The sequence below is a fragment of the Acidicapsa dinghuensis genome (genome assembly GCF_025685685.1).
GTDB classification, from domain to species: domain Bacteria; phylum Acidobacteriota; class Terriglobia; order Terriglobales; family Acidobacteriaceae; genus Acidicapsa; species Acidicapsa dinghuensis.
The window spans coordinates 18318-35630 of record NZ_JAGSYH010000011.1 but is presented as its reverse complement, the minus strand read 5'-3'; the positions used below and the strand labels follow the sequence as shown (position 1 = coordinate 35630).

The window sequence follows — 17313 nt, the reverse complement described above, 5'->3', positions numbered from 1 at the left end:
ACTGGCTTGTCCTCTACGTCGAGCGGAAGCACCAAGAAGATTTTGACCAGCCCTCTTCGACTGACCCCTTCGTTGAGACAGTTTCTATCACTACACTTGCAGCGTTTGCCATTTGAACCGTTCACCGGACACGGTTACGGGGTTCATGCACGTGCGCTAGGCCTTGCAAGGGAGGTCCATTCTTTGCTTCTCCTAGCGGGCTGGCTTTGCGGCAAGGATGGTGTCCGAGTTCCCTCACCTTTCAGCGTTCTGTATCTATCTGCGAATCAGGCGTGAAAAACCGCAGTGTTGCTGAATACCGTTCCGCCTCCGTTTTGCTGTGCGTTTGAGCTTCGAATTCCTCTGGCGTCTGGTTACCAAGTGCAGAATGCAATCGTTTCTGGTTGTAGTAGCCGTCGATGAACTCCTCGAGGTGACTGTGCAAATCTTCAAGATCGCGGTATTTGCTGGCGTAGATTTCCTCGCGCTTGAGTGTCTTGATGAAACTCTCGCAACTGGCATTGTCGTAGGGGTTCGCTGGCCAACTCATGCTCTGAACCATCCCGTGCAACTTGAGAATCGCGACATACTCCGGCGAAGTGTACTGGAATCCACAGTTGGAGTGGTGCACAACTCCGGGCAAAGGACAACGCAGTTGGATCGCGCGCTTAAGCGCTTCAGCCGCCAGACGAGACGTAAGGGTACGATCTAGCTTCCGGCCCTCGATCTTGCGCGAGTAGCCGTCTAAGATGACCGCCAGATAGACGAATTCGGCCTGCACTCGGATGTAGGTGATGTCCGCCACCCACAGCTGATCGACTGAATTCAGCCGCATGCGCCTCGCTAGATTCAAGTAAACTTCCAGCGCTTCCCTGGAAGTCGTGGGACACACAGGTCTCTTCGGTTGCACCGCGAGGAGGTCGTCCTCCCGCATGACTCGCGCTACACGTTTATGGTTCACCTGCATACCGCGACGCTTCAGTTCTGCAGTGACCCGACGGTAGCCATAGCGACGGAGGTGCAGGAGTGCCACCTCCTGAACGGCCGACCGCATTTCGGTTTCCTCTTCGCGTAACTTCCAGCAACTTCGCAGCAACCCGCGCGGGGTGACGTGTCCCTACTCCAGCCGCTGCGTAGCAGCGTCGTCTTTCTTCTGGGCGGCACAGAGGCCAGACGACAGCCCACAGAAGCAGCAAGGCCGCCCCCAGAGGACGGCCTGCGGTCTGAACAACGCTAACGTCTAGTCATCATCACGTAACATTCCGGTCAGCACCTGTGGGTTGGCCAACGAGGTAAACGGCACAAGACGTTCTGTAGAAGTTCGGATGCCTTTGGCATTCAGCGGAGAGGACGAGTCTTGTAGAACCCATTCCTCTCGCGTCCACGGTCGCTTGCGGTTCGGTCTCACGTCGCTGTGAGTCAGGTGGAAGCGAACGCTCACCCGATCACCGGCAGAGCTACTCCATGAACCTTTCTTCGAGGAGAAGCCACATGCTGAGCAGAGGGAGATCGTTCCGGTTCGCGTATCTTTGTGCATCACTCCGGACACATACGCGTAGGTACCATCGCTGTTGAAGATGAAGATTTCGGCGTCCTCTGCAACCTCAAGCCCCTCGGTAACTGGTGACGCCTTCCACTCTAGGGTTGCTGGTATGAAGATGGACCTTGTGGGACTGGAGGGCTGGGACGCCGATGAGGTCACGACCGCAAGCGATAAGCAGAGTGAGAGCAGCCTCGTCCGCATCATTTCACCTCCACTGGAATACGCGGAACGCTCGCCGGATTCAGATTCCTAATCTCCCGGAGCACGTTCTCGGATCGATTACAGATGCAGCCGTGGGTATAGTCGCCTGGGCGCTCCTTGCCATGCAGGTAATTTCCCTGGAACGCGTCATCTCCATTATTCGCGTGATTGAGCGATATGCGGATGGATCCCCACTCCCATCGGTTATCTAGAAGGTCTCCATTGGCATCTCGGATGCCAGCGGAAATATCTTGGATTCCATAGAACTGTTTCAGTTCTAGGCCATTCGCCTTCATGTCAGCCATCGTGGTCGCGGAGCCCCGTATATCCAAGCGCATCATGTACTCGCCGTTGGGGATGGCTCCGTTTCCGTTTCCGCCACTGAACACCTGGGCGGTAGCGACAGCCTTACCCTGATCGTTCCCGTAGAGCGTAAGGGTTCCGGTAGTCGCACCTTCTTTGTTCGTTCCCGTCTTTTGGAACGTCAGCAAGTACTGGTAGCTGCTCTTGGCAGTGACATCCTTCCCGTCAGCCCCTTTGTATGTGTAGCTGTCCCCCGGATGCCACGACCATTGTCCATTGATGTCGAACCAGTTGTGACCATCAGGATCGGCCTTACTGAGAGGATTGTTGTTGACGTAGGAGTAGAGGTTCCAAGTCTGGGGATCGGTTCGGTCCGCATACTTTGGATTGTCGGGCGACATAAACCGACCCATTGCCGAGCCATAGTACCTTGCCCCGAAGTAGTCATTGCCGGATTCGGCGTCCCGTTCTTTGCCGGTGAAAAGGGTTCGTGAAAACATATGGTGTTCGTACAAACGGCAGCGAGCGTCGTAGATGTGGATTTCAACGCGGACCCTATCGTACGCGCATCTCGGGTTTCAGAACCGAGACTTCGGGCACCGTTCTGACTACTTTGCCGGGATTGCGTACTCACTATGAAGATGCATCTGCCAGTGACCATCGCGGCGAACCCAGACAGTAGAAATATTTGTATCGCCAGACATCGTGCGAGCGCCACAGGTTGCGGCTTCATTGGCGTGATAAATGATGGTAGCGATGTCTGGGGTAAGGAAACTCACATGGGGATCGACTAGAATCACTGGAGCTAACGAACATTGCTTGTGGAACTGTTGGACGAAAGTAAGAACCTGATCGCGGGTCCAGATTTCCTGTTCGACATTGGTGAAGCCTGGCTGCAGAAGCGTACCGAGGTCTGTGATGTTGCCGGCGGTGTACGCTTTCCAGAATGCATTTTCTTGTGCAACAATCACGTCCGCCGTGTCGATGTTTTGAGCAAGTACCGGCAGAGTTGAGAACAGCAGAATCAAGGCGATGAGTGGACAACTGCGTAGCTGATGGATCAGAGATGCTGCAGCTAGAGTGAGCCGTAGGTGCGGCGTACTTTCTATTTTCCCCATTTGCCTGCCTTTCCACTCGCGAAGTCTCTGTCGGTCTTCCTCAGATTTGCGCCATACAGCCATAGGTTGAACGTGGTGGCGGCCGCATACAACCACGGTAAGAATATGCACAGTGAGATTACAGCAAGCGCTCTTCCCAACGTCTCCCACAACCGGTGTAACGCCTGTCCTGGAAAAAAGAGAAACCAAGACCCGACACTTATGACCAGTGCCAGTCCGAGGTAACAGGTGGCGCGCCCCCATTTCTTGACGCGCTCATTGATTTCCCTCTGCATCTGGCGATGCTCTCCATTTTTGTCCTTCATAATCACACTTCCTGCCAGCCCCGTTCTTCTAGGAACAGGGCCGGCCATCCAATGTCTGGCAACCAACAATCGTGCCAGTACCGCCGCCTGGTGGTGATGGTGGTACAGGTGGTGGTGGCGGGGGTGGCGGATTGCCAAAGAGATCAAAGAGTCCGTAAATCCAACTGGCAGCATGCCCAGGAGGCGTTCCCGTAGCCGTACCAACTCCCACCTGAAGTCGATTTGCAAAGGTCTGATTAGTTAGCGATTTGCTTTTTGTAGTTTGCCATACGACGAATAGCCGCCTTGTTGTTATAGGCTTTTGGTTCTGGACCTACTTCAGGGATATGAACCAGGTCTGCAGCCACATGCCCAACTGTTCCACCTGCATATCCGGCGACAGCATCTTCTACGACATCACTTGTTGAAGTATCCTTTCCTTCGATCAGCCGGGTAACTTCCCCTCCAATGGCATTTGCTCCCGCGCCAACTCCTGCATCGGCGAGCAGGCTTAAGCCACCGGTCCCCCCCAGTAATTCCTCCAGTGATCGCACCTGATACGGCGCCACCTGCAGCGTTAGCTCCAACTTCTCTCCAGTCAATGCTGCCGTTTTGGACATATTGTGAAACGGCGCTGAAACCTCCCTCAGCAAGCCCCCCCACGACTCCTCCAACGACTCCACCAATGATCGCACCAGCGCACGGTGGGCATCTCCCATCTGGGTCAGTTCCATACAGTGGTCGGTTGTAGACATAGCTGTAACGATTCCAGGTTTGTGGGTTCTCTAGGATTTCGCTTTCCATAGCCGGATCAGGCGACATCCATCTTCCCATTGAGCTGGCGTAGTACCTGGCTCCGAAGTAGTCGTTGCCAGATTCAGAGTCTCGTTCTTTGCCGGTAAAGTGATGCTCGGTGGCATCAGGCGCAGAGCCGATGGTGGTGAGACCATTGCCGTAGGCGAGGCTGCCCAGCTAGCCAATGCTCAATCTCGAGCGGTTTGATTCCATCCGCAGATCTTTTGCCAAGCTCATTGACGATCAATTCCATGCGGTTCGTAAAGGTGTAAAGATCCCGCTTCTCATGATCCTGATACCATTGATTGCTTTGCGGCCAATCTCTGCGACGGTCACCGGCCGTTTTCGCAAGTTCTCAACAAGCTTTACGCCAGCACGAGTATCTGCTTTGCGCCTCTGATAAAGCGCGATGGCGTCTGAGCGTCGCCCGACCTTTTCTCGCCTCGGCTTTCCATCCACGTGATAACGGATCCACCAAATGCCAGTGCCGGGCTCCTTTTCAAAGACTCCGCGTACTCTGGCTCGGATTTTTTGGGTGTTCATAGACTCTCTCCCATGTCAAGCTAACAAACCCACACCAGTCTTTTCGGGAGAGATTATGGACACTCTAAGTTATGGATTCTATGGTGACCCCGGCAGGATTTGAACCTGCGACCTCCGGTTTAGGAAACCGCTGCTCTATCCAGCTGAGCTACGGGGCCACTCGATACGCATTGCGCTGCCCCTAGTGTAGCGCAATGCAGACTCCGGCACAGTCTCTCTTGCCAGCGCCCATGAAGCCTTTCAACCAACGCAACTTTGGTAAATCATCTTTGCGTGCAGCGAAGTCCTATGTATCGAATCCATGAACTCCGTATAGTTGACTCTTTCGTCATGCTGTTGGCAAATATGCGCCCTTACCATCCGCCGTCACTTACGTACGGCCACACTCCGCGCTATACTCCCCAGTGTTGTTGGTCAACACCCGCAGGCTGGCAGCTCTTGTTTGAGCTCAGCCGGGATGCTGATCTTTCGGTCGGAAAGGAGACTTGAGATGGCGACTCAACCATGCTGCTACGTCGCAATTCAGAATGTGGCCGTAGCTACCGACTTCTCCGATTGCTCGGAACGCGCCGTGCTGCACGCGGTGGGAATCGCACGCAAATTTGGCGCGACCTTGCATTTACTTAATCTTGTCCAGCCATCTAAGTTCGCAGCCGTCCCCGACCTGCTGCCCGATATCGACAGAGCCGCCGGACGCGACTGCGACGACCTGATCGACCGCCTCAGCAATACGCATCTGCTGGAAGGCGTGAAATGCCATCGCTGGGTGGAACAAGGTGAAATCTTCGAAGTCGCCGGGGAATTTGTAAAGCAGCACCATATCGACCTGCTGGTCGTTGGAACCCACGGTCGTGGCGGCCTCACGCGACTCATCTTCGGCTCTGTCTCGCAGGAGATCCTGCAGCACGTTTCATGTCCCGTCGTCACAGTCGGCCCCTGTTCAGGCTGCCCCGACACCCAGGTAAAGCTCAGGAAGATTCTCTTCTCAACGGACCTCTCAGCCGAATCGCGAGCCGCTCTTCCGTGGGTTCTCACCGCCGTTCGCGAATGGAAAACAGAGCTCGATGTTCTGCACGTGTGTTCCGCCAAGGACGCCAACTGCCCAGGCCTGCTCCCGCAGCGCATGGAGGAATTGCGCACGCGCATCGAATCTCTCCAGGAGGGCTATGAGCAGCTCCCGATTCGCTACCACCACATCGCCGGAAAGCCAGCACCAACCATAATCAACTTCGCCAATAACAGCGACATAGATTTGATTATCCTCGGCATCAAGGCACCGCACGGTTTTTACGTCGGCACTCGCTGGTCACAAGCCTACGAAATATTGCGTGAATCACATTGCCCGGTTCTAACCGTGCGATCCGATGCAAGTTAAGAGCCGAGGCGTACCGTCCAGGCGACCATATTCGAAGGGGAGCATAGAGGCATCACGCATAACGATGGAAGTATCAGTCCCCATTAGCTTTAATCCCGCCGCCATTTCCCCAAAATCCGACAACGAGTAAACTAAATACATGGCGGATATTCAGCGCAGAAAGTCAGTTACAGTCAAAATCGGCTCAGGCGACACCAACACGGTGCGCGCCGGCTGGGAAGCACCGGTTGTTGTCCAGTCGATGACCAATACCGATACAGCCGATGCACAGTCAACTATCGATCAGGTTGAAGCCCTGGCGCTTGCCGGCTCCGAGATCGTCCGCGTCACCGTCAATAACGACGATGCCGCTGCGGCTGTTCCGCACATCGTCGAGGGCCTCGCCAAGCGCGGCATTCATGTGCCCATAGTCGGCGACTTCCATTACAACGGTCACCTGCTGCTCAAGAAATTTCCCGCCTGCGCCGCTGCTCTTTCCAAGTACCGCATCAACCCCGGCAACGTCTCCATTGGCCGCAAAGACGATGACAACTTCCGCACCATGGTCGAAGTTGCCGTCGAGCACCAGAAGCCGGTCCGCATCGGCGTCAACTGGGGCTCACTCGATCAGGCCCTGCTCACCCGCATGATGGACGAGAACAATCGCAGCGCCAATCCGCAGCCCGCTCGCGACGTCATGATGGAAGCCATGGTCGTCAGCGCACTCGACAACGCCGCGGCTGCCGAGCGCTACGGCCTGCGCCGCGACCAGATCATTCTCTCGGCTAAAGTCTCCGGCGTGCGCGATCTCATCGATGTCTACACCAATCTGGCCGCGCGCTGCGACTACGCACTGCATCTCGGACTCACCGAAGCAGGCATGGGCTCCAAGGGCATCGTTGCCTCGGCTGCCGGCCTCGCCCCGCTGCTCCTCGCCGGCATCGGTGACACCATCCGCGTCAGCCTAACGCCCGCCCCCGGCGGAGCACGCACCGAAGAGGTCCACGTCGCCCAGCAGATTCTGCAGTCCCTCAGCATACGCAGCTTTATGCCGCAGGTCACAAGCTGCCCCGGCTGCGGACGCACCACCAGCACCTACTTCCAGGAGCTGGCCGAACAGATTCAGAACTACCTGCGCGCCTCCATGCCGGTCTGGCGTCAGCAATACCCCGGCGTCGAAGAACTCAAGCTCGCCGTCATGGGCTGCGTCGTTAACGGCCCCGGCGAATCCAAGCACGCCAACCTCGGCATCAGCCTTCCCGGCACCTTTGAAGACCCCGTTGCGCCAGTCTATGTGGACGGCCACAAATACACCACCCTGCGCGGCGACAACATCGTAGAAGAGTTCAAGCAGATTCTCGATAACTACGTCGTGACGCATTACGGGCAAGGCGCGAAAAGCGAAGAGCTGGTCGAAGTGGTCTAAAAATAGATTCAATCAACCACGTCGAGCGGCCGGAATTACTTCCTGGCCGCTTTACTTATTAGGAACCACTCCGCGTCCTGGTGCCGCGAGTGCTTCCGTGTTTCTTCACCCACTGAACCTTTCCTAAAAACCGCCGATAGCTGTCTACAAAGCTTGCTATGGCATCGATACGGCGCATCACGCATAGCGCAATCAGCGCAGAAGCTCTCGTGTCGCCAGATATGCCGGAATGCCAGGCAATTGAGGCGGCACCGATGAACTTCAACTTTCTCCATTCGATCTGGAAGAGACGCGGCGAGAGTGAACCGCCGCCCGTCACCTGCTTTGAGCCGGACCCCGGACGCATTTCCTCTCTCAATCAGCACAAAGAACCAGACCCCCGCCGCTTCATCGCCCGTCAACCTATCCTCGACCTGCGCCGCGAGGTCTACGGCTACGAACTTCTATTCCGTTCCGGTTGGGAGAACTGTTTTTACGGAGATACCAACGAAGCCACGCGTCTCATGATCGCCGACGGAGCTCTCTACGGCTTCCACGACCTAACCCGCGGCACGCCAACCTTCATCAACTGCACCCGCGAGTCGCTCGTCAACGGACTCGTCACGCTGCTGCCCACATCAACCGTGCTTGAAATCGTAGAAACCATCGAACCCACCGAAGAGGTTTTGTCAGCCTGCGCCAACTACAAGCGCCTCGGATACAAGTTAGCCCTCGATGACTTTCAGATTCGCGATGGCATGGAAAAACTGGTGGCCTTGGCGGACTACCTCAAGGTCGACTTCAATCTCTCCGGCCCGTTGGAACGGCAGCAGATTCTCGCAACACTCAAAGGCAAAAACATAATCCTCCTTGCCGAAAAGATCGAAACGGAAGAAGAATTTGAAGCCGCAAAATCCGAAGGTTTCACCCTCTTTCAGGGATACTTCTTCTGCCATCCAACCGTCTTCTCCAAGAAGCGCTTCCCCATCAACGGAGCAAACTATCTCTATCTCCTCTCGGCTCTTCTAAAGGGCGACTTCCAGGTACACCAACTCGCACTGATGCTTCAGTCCGAGGTCGCGCTCAGCTTTCAGTTGCTGCGTCTCGTCAACTCCGCAGGCTACGCGGTCGATAAAGAGGTAACTTCCCTCGAAGACGCTCTGGTCATCGTCGGCGAAAACAAATTTCGCATCCTGCTGCTCAACGCCATCGCCACCGAGACATGCCGCAGCCGCCCCACCGAGCTGCTGGTCCATGTCCTGCACCGCGCCCGTTTCTTTGAGCTGCTCGCTCCCTACACGCGCCAGAATCCGATGGAGCAATATCTCTTCGGACTTCTTTCCATGATGGACGTAATGCTCGGCGCACCCATCGCCGATCTGATCGAAGCACTGCCACTGCGTAAAGAACTCATCGGTGCGCTTTGCGGCGAGCCCGGCGCAATCAACCAGGCGCTGCGCCTTTTTGAGAGCTATGAAGCCACCGACTGGGAAGACTGCATGAATGCCAGCTTCGCGCTCAACCTCACCGAGCGCGAGCTTACCGGCATCTACACCGACGCACTCATCTGGGCGCAGCGCTCCGTTTACCTCGACCGCCCTCAATCACACAGCAGGCACTGAAACATCCATGTAAACCATGCCTCGCAGGCTATCTGGGCGCCGGAGTCGATGAATCTGCCAGCGCATACGACAGCACAGTCATCAGCGCGGCGTTCTCACTCAGCTCTCGCGGATTCACCTTGTCAAAGGTATCCGCAGGCGTGTGGTGATAGTTGAAATAGAACCGTCCATCCTGTGAGGGCGCAAAGCTCGGCACGCCTTTCTCCGTAAGCACCGCAATATCTTCCCCAGTCTCTGGAGAAGCATGCAGCGTGCTCGCGCCAATCCCATCCAGCACCTGCGTTACCGGACGCAGCCACTCCGCCAGCTCAGGCTTGCCCGCAAAGATCAAGCCATCCGGATGCCCAGCTCCCAGATCCGACTCAATTGCGCCAATGTGGTCTGCAACATCGCCCGCATGATCGTGGATATAAGTCGCAGCTCCTTCTGAGCCTTCTTCCTCGCTCATCCACGCCACAAAGCGCACCGTGCGCTTGGGATGAATCCCCAGCTTCTGCAGCAGGTGTATCGCCTGCATCGACACCACAACGCCTGCACCGTCATCAATCGCGCCGGTAGCTAGATCCCATGAATCCAGGTGCCCCGAAACAACCACCACCTGTTCTGGATGTTCCGTTCCCTTCCAGTCCGCGATCACGTTGTAGCTCGTAGCGTCCGGCAGCGTCTCCGGAGTCAGCGTCAGGTGCATCGTCACAGGCCCCTGCTTCACCAGGTCGGCCAGCATATCGGCATCTTCAGCCGTCACCGCCGCCGCCGGAATCTTCTTCACGTTAGGTGCGTACTCCGTTTCGCCCGTGTGTGGAATACGGTAATCAGCACCACCCACCGACCGCACCAGCACGGCAGAAGCCCCCATCAGCGCTCCCGCCACCGGAGCAGCCCCTCGATACTGAACCGATTCTCCGTAGGAATACAGCCCGCCCTCCTGCGCCGCGAGCTGCTTGTCAAACTTTTCGTTGAGTAACAGAATCTTGCCCGCGCAGCTCGCCGGATCAAGCTTCTTCAGATCCTCCCACGAGTCCGCCACCACCACCTCGGCGGTCAAGCCATCCTTCGGCGTAGCCACACTGCTGCCCAGCGCCGTCAGCACCACCTTCTGCGTCGTTCCGGGGCCCATGCCGGACCAGGACACCAGTTCCGCAGTCTCCGCCCCGCGGACCCAGTGCGGCACCTGCGTCTTCTCCAGCGTCACCTCGGCGCCAAGCTTCCGCATCTCTCCGGCGACATACTCCACCGCCGCCTGCGCCTGAGGCGACCCGCTTAGCCGCGGTCCAATGTTGAACGTCAGGTGACGCAGCTCATCCAGCGCGTACGAGTCCGTCAGCGCCGCATCGCGCAGTTGGGCCATCGTCTTCACCTGCTCCGGAGTCCACGCCCCGGTATCATGCCCCAGCACTCGGTCAAAAAATTGATCGCGCATCTCCGCCTGAGAACCCTTCAGCGTATTGGAATCAGGCGTCTGCGCGTGTCCGAAAACAGGAACCGCAACCATAACCGCTATCAGCAAAGGCCGGAAAGAAAGAGTCGAAAAGTGCTTCAAACAACCTCCGCGAGATAAAAGGGAGCCCCACTGGACCGAAAACATGCCAAATCGTAGCATGCTGGATTCCCGGATACGTTTTGCGCTTTTCTCTCTCCAAATTGCGTCTAACACTCAGATGCCCAAAAGCCCGCGCAACCGGCGCGACAGGGCAACAAAACCACCGCTATACTAGGGGGATTACCGGAAGCCGGGATTGTATGTGTATTGCAGGCCATCGCGGCGCCGGACCCTCCAGCTTTCCTACAACGCGCGGCCACAGGCGGCTGCGGTAAACCTGAGGTTGAACGACTCTATGCCTTCTTCCCGAACGTTTCTCGACCGGCTTCGCAGCCGCCGTCTCGCATCAACCTTTGCCGCGCTGGCTGTGCTTTCCGCGGCCATCCTGATCGGGTCTTACGCTGCGCATGGAGTCCGCGGCCAGGAGAGTCAAGGTGACTCGTCCGACGCTACGCCGCTCAAAGTCCCCGCTACCTCGGTCGCGCCCAATGCCTTCGCCCAGATCGCCAGGCAGGTTGGCCCCGCAGTCGTGAATATCAACACCCGCACCCTTCCCAAGGAAGCAAATAATCACCGTCAGCAGCGGACCAATCCACACGGAAACCGCCCCATTCCGCAGAACCCGGATGATGAAGACGATAACGGCGACGGTGGCGACGGGCAGGATCAGGGACAAGGTCAGGGTCAAGGCCAGAACAATTTCCAGGATTTCTTCAACCGCTTCTTTGGCGGCCAGGCTCCGGGAGATGGTGATGACTCCGGTGCAGAGCGCGATTCCCTCGGCTCAGGATTCATCGTTGATCCCAAGGGCTACATCATCACCAATAATCACGTCATCGAAAACGCCGATCAGATCTATGTCAAGCTCTCGACCGACCCCGAAACCACCGATCTCGGCCGCAAAGCCCGCGTCATTGGCGTCGACAAAGCCACCGATCTCGCCGTCATCAAAATCGAGACCGACAAGCCCCTGCCCACCGTGAAACTCGGCAACAGTGACTCGTCGGAAGTGGGCGACTGGGTCATTGCCATTGGCAGCCCGTTCACGCTATCTCAGACCGTTACGGCAGGCATCATCTCAGCCAAGAACCGCACCATCGATCCCGGCGTAACCGGACAGTTCCAGCACTTCATCCAGACCGACGCCGCCATCAACCCCGGCAACTCCGGCGGACCGCTGCTCAACATGAACAGCGAAGTCATTGGCGTCAACACCGCCATCTACACCCAATCCTCCGGCTATCAGGGCATCGGTTTCGCCATGCCCTCCAACACCGTTGTTCAGGTCTATAACGACCTCATCTCGCCCAACCACAAGGTCACGCGCGGCGCTATCGGTATCACCTTCCGCGAAGGGCTTTCCGCATCCGTCGGCCGCGTCTACGGCTTCAAGAACGGCGTGCTCGTGCAATCCGTCACCACCGGAGGTCCCTCCGACAAGGCGGGACTCAAGCCGCGCGACATCATAACCACCATCGACGGCCGTCCCATCAAGGATGGCAACGACCTCGTCTCCGACATAGCCGGCCGGCGCCCCGGAACCACCGTTCGCCTCGGCTACCTGCGCGACGGCAAGCAGGCCGACGCAACGGTAACCATCGCCGACCGCGACAAAATCTCCACCATCGAGGTCGCGGACGACGATCAACCGCAGAACGGCGGCGAAGATTCCGGCCAGAACAAGCTCGGCATCACCGTGCGCGAAGTCACTCCCGCCACGGTACAGAAGCTGGGTACAGGCGGAGTCGTTATCCTCTCCGTCACTCCTGGCAGCTTCGCCGATCAGCAGGGACTCGAGCCGGGACTGGTAATTACACGCATCAACCGCCAGCCCACCGCGACAAAAGATCAGTTCGACAAGATCGTCAACGGCCTTAAATCCGGCCAGGATGTTGTCTTCGAAGTAGTCAACCCGAAACGAATTCAGGACGGAATCAACTTCCCGGCAGGCACTTTGCCGTAAAATGATACGAAAGGGTGGGTCGCTCCGCAAGCGGCCCACCGCGCATGGTTTTTAAGATATTGAGACCAGCGCACCAAGGCTCTCTTCGGGAAAAGCTCTGGCAAATTCCGAAGATGCCTTACACTGAAGGCCTGAATACCTTCACATCGAAGCCTTGGTCGTAGCCAGATCGCGGAAATTTAGCATTTTGTGCTTTAGATCCGTTTCCTGATGGCGTAGCGCGTCGCTGCGGGAATTATGTACGAATCTGGCGATATCAACCGAGCTTTTTCTTGTCCCGTCGCGGCATCGTGCCATAGACTGGGCAGAGTCAGCCGGAACGTATCATAATGAGGTGCATCTTATCGTGATTCTGCGTTCTTCTACCGCACTCCTGTTAACCGCCGGATTGCTGACACTTCCAGCGATGGCATCGCGAGTCCACCGTGCTCCTACCAGTGGACATGCTCATACCAAACACCACGTCACTCCCAAAACCCACAAACTCCACGGCCAGCAATCCATCGATCCAGACCGTGTCACCCAGATCCAAGCTGCTCTGATTCGTGAGCACTACCTCACCGGAGAGCCCAGCGCCAAATGGGACACAGACACCCAAGCCGCGATGGCCAAATATCAGGCTGACCAGGGTTGGCAGACCAAGCTCACTCCCGACTCCCGTGCTCTCATCAAGCTCGGCCTTGGTCCTGACCATTCAGATGCCATCAACGCAAACAAAGGTGCAAGTTTCAATGTGCTGGCTACTCCTGCCGCTACAGCCGCTTCCTCTACTCCAGGCCTTGTCGCCGCATCGGGAATCAGCCACTAAGTAATCTGAATACGTTCTACCCGGCCCGGACGCCAAACTCGTTCGGGCCATTTTCGTTGGAGCGCGGCATAATAGGCTGAAGACAACGCCGCGCTCGATCATCAGCAACATTCATAACGCTAGGACCAAGCTCATGTGCCGCAATATCAAAATGCTCTTCAACTTCGATCCTCCGGTTACGCCCGAAGAGATTCGCGCAGCATCGCTTCAGTATGTGCGCAAGATCAGCGGTTTCACCCGCCCCTCCAAGGCCAACGAAGCCGCCTTCCTCACCGCCGTCGACGAAGTCACGGCCATCTCCGCGCGTCTGCTCGCCTCGCTTGAAACCACCGGCACTCCGCATACCCGCGAAGAAGAAGCAGCCAAGGCAAAAGCACGCGGGGCGAAGCGCTTTACACGCCCCGCCCCGCAGATACTACCTTCGTGATGTTCAAACGCTACGGCTTCTCCTGCGACTCCCAGAACTCGTACCGTCCCCTGTTCTCATCCGGACGCGACGTAATCGGGTTATCCAGATGCAGCACCGGATCGCCCTCGCCATACTTCGGCCACTCCGGCAGCGGCTTCCCTTCTCCATCCACGCCGTTCGGATCGCCCTTCTTCGCGAAATTCGTCCAGTAGCTCATCATCTGGTCGCTGAGCTTGTAATCTTCAGGCCGCCACACCGCTCCTGGCCGCGTATCGAGCGTGCCAAAGACATACTCGATATCGTCCGAATGGAACGCATATGATCCCGGATGAAACTTGCTCGGCGGCGCTGCAAGATCCAGCTTGTAGCGATAAATATCCTTGTCGCCTGTCTTGCGATCCAGCTCGATCCATTTCCACGTCCCGTAAGCGATAAATTGATCCCCGCCAAAGTCTGTCGCCGAGCGCATCGCCTCGGCATCCGTGTTTCCGGGGAAGAGCTTCAGAAACTCATCCACCTTCTCAGGAAAGCGCTGCGCAGCCATCGCCTTCCACTTCTCCACCGTCATATTCACGCCGAGAAAGAATCCCTCATCACGGTTGAATCCAGCCAGCAGCGGCACCTTTGCCTGCTGGCCAGCCTTGTAGATATCCACCGGCGCCTCAGTCAGGAACTTGCCATCGATCACCGGCCCAAAACCCACCGTACCGCGCTTGCCTGCCGCCTCCAGAATCTTGTCCGTCGGTAGGGCTCGCAGTTCCGCAAGAGACGTGGTCCCAAGATTAGCCTTGGCCCAATCATCCTCCTTGTGCCCAACCACCGATACCGGCTGCATCGCCAGCGGCCCTGAAGCCACCGCACCGCCGCTCTCACCAACCACCTTGGCAAACAATCCCTGCGCCGGCGGAGCCGCCATCAGCGTGCTCGTCGCAAACGATCCCGCGCTCTCGCCAAAGATCGTCACATTGTTCGGATCGCCGCCGAAGTCGCCGATATTTTTCTTCACCCACTGGAGCGCGGCCACCATATCCATCAGCCCATAGTTGCCTGCCGAGCCGCCCTGCTCCGTTGCCAGTTCTGGAGTCGCGAGAAAACCAAATACGCCAAGCCGGTAATTGATCGTCACCAGCACCACGCCCTTGAGCGGCAGAAAATCTCCGTTATGCCGCGGCTCCGAAGCGCTGCCGCCCGAGTACCCGCCACCGTGAATCCAGAACATCACCGGCAGCTTTTCCTTCCCTTTTTCCTTCGCGGCAGGCGTATAGACATTCAGAGACAGGCAATCTTCCGAGCCCTTGTCGCCCGGCCCAGTGCTGTCCTGAAAAATCATGTCTTCAAACACGGCATTCTGCGCACAATGCCGTCCCCACTTCGTTGCGTCAAACTCTCCATCAAACTTCTTTGGCGGCTGCGGAGCCTTCCAGCGCAGATCGCCCACCGGAGGCGCCGCATACGGAATGCCCAAAAATGCCCGCACCTTGCCCGAGTTGATTAGTTTGCCGTGAACCCTGCCCTGCTCTACTTTCACCGATAGCGAATCGCCCCACGCCGATAAGCCCAAGGCAAACGAAACCGCAAGAACCACCGCGGTCCTAAACATAAATTTGTCCCATTGCATCCGGATTGCTCCCGCGCAAAACCATACAAGACGAGGCTTTCCATCGGCCAGTAATGTTTTGTAACAGACATAACGCAAGAAAATCGCTATACCATCTCAGGCCCAAGCAAATCCGCCAAAGTTTCCCGCCGCCGAATCAACTTCGCTTCCCTGCCCACCACCAGCACCTCCGCAGGCCGTGGTCGTGAATTGTAATTCGAGCTCTGCGCCATGCCATAAGCGCCCGCATCCAGCACAGCCACCAGATCACCCGGCTCAATCGGCTTGATCTTGCGATCCCGCGCAAAGAAATCTCCAGTCTCGCAAACCGGCCCCACCACATCGACCGTTACCGCACGTCCAGCCCGCGGCGCCACCGGAACAATCTCGTGATACGCCTGGTACAGCGCAGGACGAATCAGATCATTCATCGCCGCATCCAGCACCACAAACGTTTTCTTTCCATTGCGCTTCACATACAGCACCCGTGCCACCAGCGCTCCGGCCTGCGCCACCAGAAACCGCCCCGGCTCCAGTAGCAGCTGCACATCCAGCCCCTTCAACGCTCCCTCAAGAGCCGCGGCATACTCCGCGACTTTCGCCTTCGGGTCAAACCCCGGAGCAGCGTGATAATCAATGCCCAGCCCACCGCCTGCATCCACCGTCTTGATCGCAATACCATCCTGCGAAAGCTGCTTCACTAATTTGGCCACGCGCATCATCGCCGCGCCAAACGGCTCTGCCGAACGAATCTGCGAACCGATATGCACGCTCACGCCATGCGGCGTTAGCCATCGATTCCCTTTCGCCCCTGCATAGATCCGCCGCGCCTCGCGTATATCGATCCCAAACTTGTGCTCCCGCAGTCCCGTCGAGATATACGGATGCGTCTCTGCAAACACATCCGGATTCACCCGCAGCGCGAACCGCGCCTTGCGCTTCCGCTTCGCCGCCCTCTGCGCCAGCAGCGCAAGCTCAGCCTCGCTCTCTACATTGAAAGCCAGAATCTCCGCATCCAGCGCCCGGTCGATCTCCTCCGCAGTCTTGCCCACTCCCGAGAAAACAACTCGCCCCGCAGCCTCCGGAGCAGCAGCCAGCACCCGCTCCAGTTCACCGCCCGAGACAATATCGAATCCCGCACCCCGCTCCGCGAACAGCTTCAGAATCGCCAGCGTCGAGTTCGCCTTCACCGCATAGCAAACCAGATGCTCGCGATGCGCCAGCGCCGCCTGAAACAGCCCCAGCCGCTCCAGCATCTGATCTCCGCTGTACACATACAGCGGTGTTCCAAACCGCTTTGCAAGCTTTGTAAGTGAATGGGCTCCGCAACTCAGCGGAGCATCATCCGCTGGATACCCAAACGGACGCGAAGAGGAAATTTGAGGGAGTCGAGACAAGGGTCAGCCTGAACCAGATAAGGAATCGTCTGCACTGAGCCTAGCAGAAGAGGCTGCCCGGAAAGGCAGCCTCTCATCTGATCCGTAATCGCGTCCTCAGCCGGCCTGCGATGGTGGTGGCGGCGTCGGATGCACCATCGGCATCTCACCCGCAGGCTCCTCCGGAATCCCGATCCAGCAAGCCGCATACACAATCTCCACCACTGGGAAAAGGAAGATTCCGCCGATCACGGTGAGAATCCTCACCAGTCCCACATCCCAGCCGTAGGTCCGCGCAAATCCAATGCAGACACCCGCCACCTGCCGTCCAAACAGCGGACGCACCAGCCTGGGTGCATAAGGCACATATCCTTGCCCGGGATATCCAGTTGCAGCACTCCCACACACCGAACAAAATCGCGCTCCAAACGGTAATACGCTTCCACAGTTGCTGCAGTAACCGGCCATTTTTA

At 57.3% G+C, this 17313-nt stretch carries 15 protein-coding genes, 1 tRNA gene and 1 pseudogene; 6 read left to right on the top strand and 11 right to left on the bottom strand.

All coding sequences use genetic code 11. The annotated features are described in order from the left end of the window. Window positions 1–241: 241 nt before the first annotated feature. The 7 genes and pseudogenes from OHL22_RS23880 to OHL22_RS23855 form a co-directional block, all read right to left on the bottom strand. A complete protein-coding gene (locus OHL22_RS23880; protein ID WP_263342333.1) occupies window positions 242–1075 on the bottom strand; it encodes an IS3 family transposase in 834 nt (277 codons plus the stop codon). Window positions 1076–1219: 144 nt separating this feature from the next. Then, window positions 1220–1726, bottom strand: coding sequence for a hypothetical protein (locus tag OHL22_RS23875; protein WP_263342332.1), 507 nt, complete (start codon window positions 1724–1726; stop codon window positions 1220–1222). Continuing rightward, window positions 1723–2526 (bottom strand): RHS repeat-associated core domain-containing protein, encoded by an 804-nt coding sequence (locus OHL22_RS23870; RefSeq protein WP_263342331.1) that lies wholly within the window; start codon window positions 2524–2526, stop codon window positions 1723–1725. The genes OHL22_RS23875 and OHL22_RS23870 overlap by 4 nt, the downstream gene beginning before the upstream one ends. Before the next feature lie 108 nt (window positions 2527–2634). Then, a complete protein-coding gene (locus tag OHL22_RS23865) occupies window positions 2635–3207 on the bottom strand; it encodes a nuclear transport factor 2 family protein (RefSeq protein ID WP_263342330.1) in 573 nt (190 codons plus the stop codon). 478 nt (window positions 3208–3685) lie between these two features. Beyond that, the gene (locus OHL22_RS23860; protein WP_263342329.1) at window positions 3686–4183 is read right to left on the bottom strand and encodes a hypothetical protein; all 498 of its coding nucleotides are present in this window, start codon (window positions 4181–4183) and stop codon (window positions 3686–3688) included. Between the two features lie 19 nt (window positions 4184–4202). Next, window positions 4203–4364 (bottom strand): annotated as a pseudogene (locus OHL22_RS25175) (RHS repeat-associated core domain-containing protein); the annotation flags it as partial. A gap of 483 nt (window positions 4365–4847) precedes the next feature. Beyond that, a tRNA-Arg gene (locus tag OHL22_RS23855) sits at window positions 4848–4924 on the bottom strand. 332 nt (window positions 4925–5256) lie between these two features. Here OHL22_RS23855 and OHL22_RS23850 point away from each other — a divergent pair. The 3 genes from OHL22_RS23850 (at window position 5257) to OHL22_RS23840 (ending at window position 9147) form a co-directional block, all read left to right on the top strand. Then, window positions 5257–6141 carry a universal stress protein gene (locus tag OHL22_RS23850; RefSeq protein ID WP_263342328.1) on the top strand — a complete coding sequence of 295 codons (885 nt, stop codon included), beginning with the start codon at window positions 5257–5259 and terminating at the stop codon, window positions 6139–6141. 139 nt (window positions 6142–6280) lie between these two features. Continuing rightward, the gene (gene ispG, locus OHL22_RS23845; RefSeq protein ID WP_263342327.1) at window positions 6281–7546 is read left to right on the top strand and encodes a flavodoxin-dependent (E)-4-hydroxy-3-methylbut-2-enyl-diphosphate synthase; all 1266 of its coding nucleotides are present in this window, start codon (window positions 6281–6283) and stop codon (window positions 7544–7546) included. Window positions 7547–7704: 158 nt separating this feature from the next. Next, window positions 7705–9147 (top strand): EAL and HDOD domain-containing protein, encoded by a 1443-nt coding sequence (locus OHL22_RS23840; protein WP_263342326.1) that lies wholly within the window; start codon window positions 7705–7707, stop codon window positions 9145–9147. 28 nt (window positions 9148–9175) lie between these two features. Here OHL22_RS23840 and OHL22_RS23835 read toward each other — a convergent pair whose 3' ends face one another. Further along, on the bottom strand, window positions 9176–10687 hold the full coding sequence (locus OHL22_RS23835) for a M20/M25/M40 family metallo-hydrolase (RefSeq protein ID WP_263342324.1): 1512 nt from the start codon (window positions 10685–10687) through the stop codon (window positions 9176–9178). Between the two features lie 295 nt (window positions 10688–10982). On the opposite strand from OHL22_RS23835, the gene OHL22_RS23830 reads away from it, so the two are divergent. The 3 genes from OHL22_RS23830 (at window position 10983) to OHL22_RS23820 (ending at window position 13885) form a co-directional block, all read left to right on the top strand. After that, entirely contained in the window at window positions 10983–12650 is a 1668-nt protein-coding gene (locus tag OHL22_RS23830) for a trypsin-like peptidase domain-containing protein (protein ID WP_263342322.1), read from the top strand. A gap of 346 nt (window positions 12651–12996) precedes the next feature. Next, window positions 12997–13458 (top strand): peptidoglycan-binding domain-containing protein, encoded by a 462-nt coding sequence (locus OHL22_RS23825; RefSeq protein ID WP_263342320.1) that lies wholly within the window; start codon window positions 12997–12999, stop codon window positions 13456–13458. A 133-nt stretch (window positions 13459–13591) separates the two neighbouring features. Beyond that, window positions 13592–13885, top strand: a complete 294-nt coding sequence (locus OHL22_RS23820; RefSeq protein WP_263342319.1) for a DUF2277 domain-containing protein — start codon at window positions 13592–13594, stop codon at window positions 13883–13885. Window positions 13886–13895: 10 nt separating this feature from the next. On the opposite strand, the gene OHL22_RS23815 is transcribed toward OHL22_RS23820, so the two are convergent. The 3 genes from OHL22_RS23815 to OHL22_RS23805 form a co-directional block, all read right to left on the bottom strand. Further along, on the bottom strand, window positions 13896–15467 hold the full coding sequence (locus OHL22_RS23815; RefSeq protein WP_263342318.1) for a carboxylesterase/lipase family protein: 1572 nt from the start codon (window positions 15465–15467) through the stop codon (window positions 13896–13898). A 104-nt stretch (window positions 15468–15571) separates the two neighbouring features. After that, the gene (gene lysA, locus OHL22_RS23810) at window positions 15572–16861 is read right to left on the bottom strand and encodes a diaminopimelate decarboxylase (protein WP_263342317.1); all 1290 of its coding nucleotides are present in this window, start codon (window positions 16859–16861) and stop codon (window positions 15572–15574) included. A 96-nt stretch (window positions 16862–16957) separates the two neighbouring features. Further along, complete coding sequence (locus OHL22_RS23805; protein ID WP_263342316.1) at window positions 16958–17206, bottom strand: PspC domain-containing protein; 249 nt, start codon at window positions 17204–17206, stop codon at window positions 16958–16960. Window positions 17207–17313 lie beyond the last annotated feature (107 nt).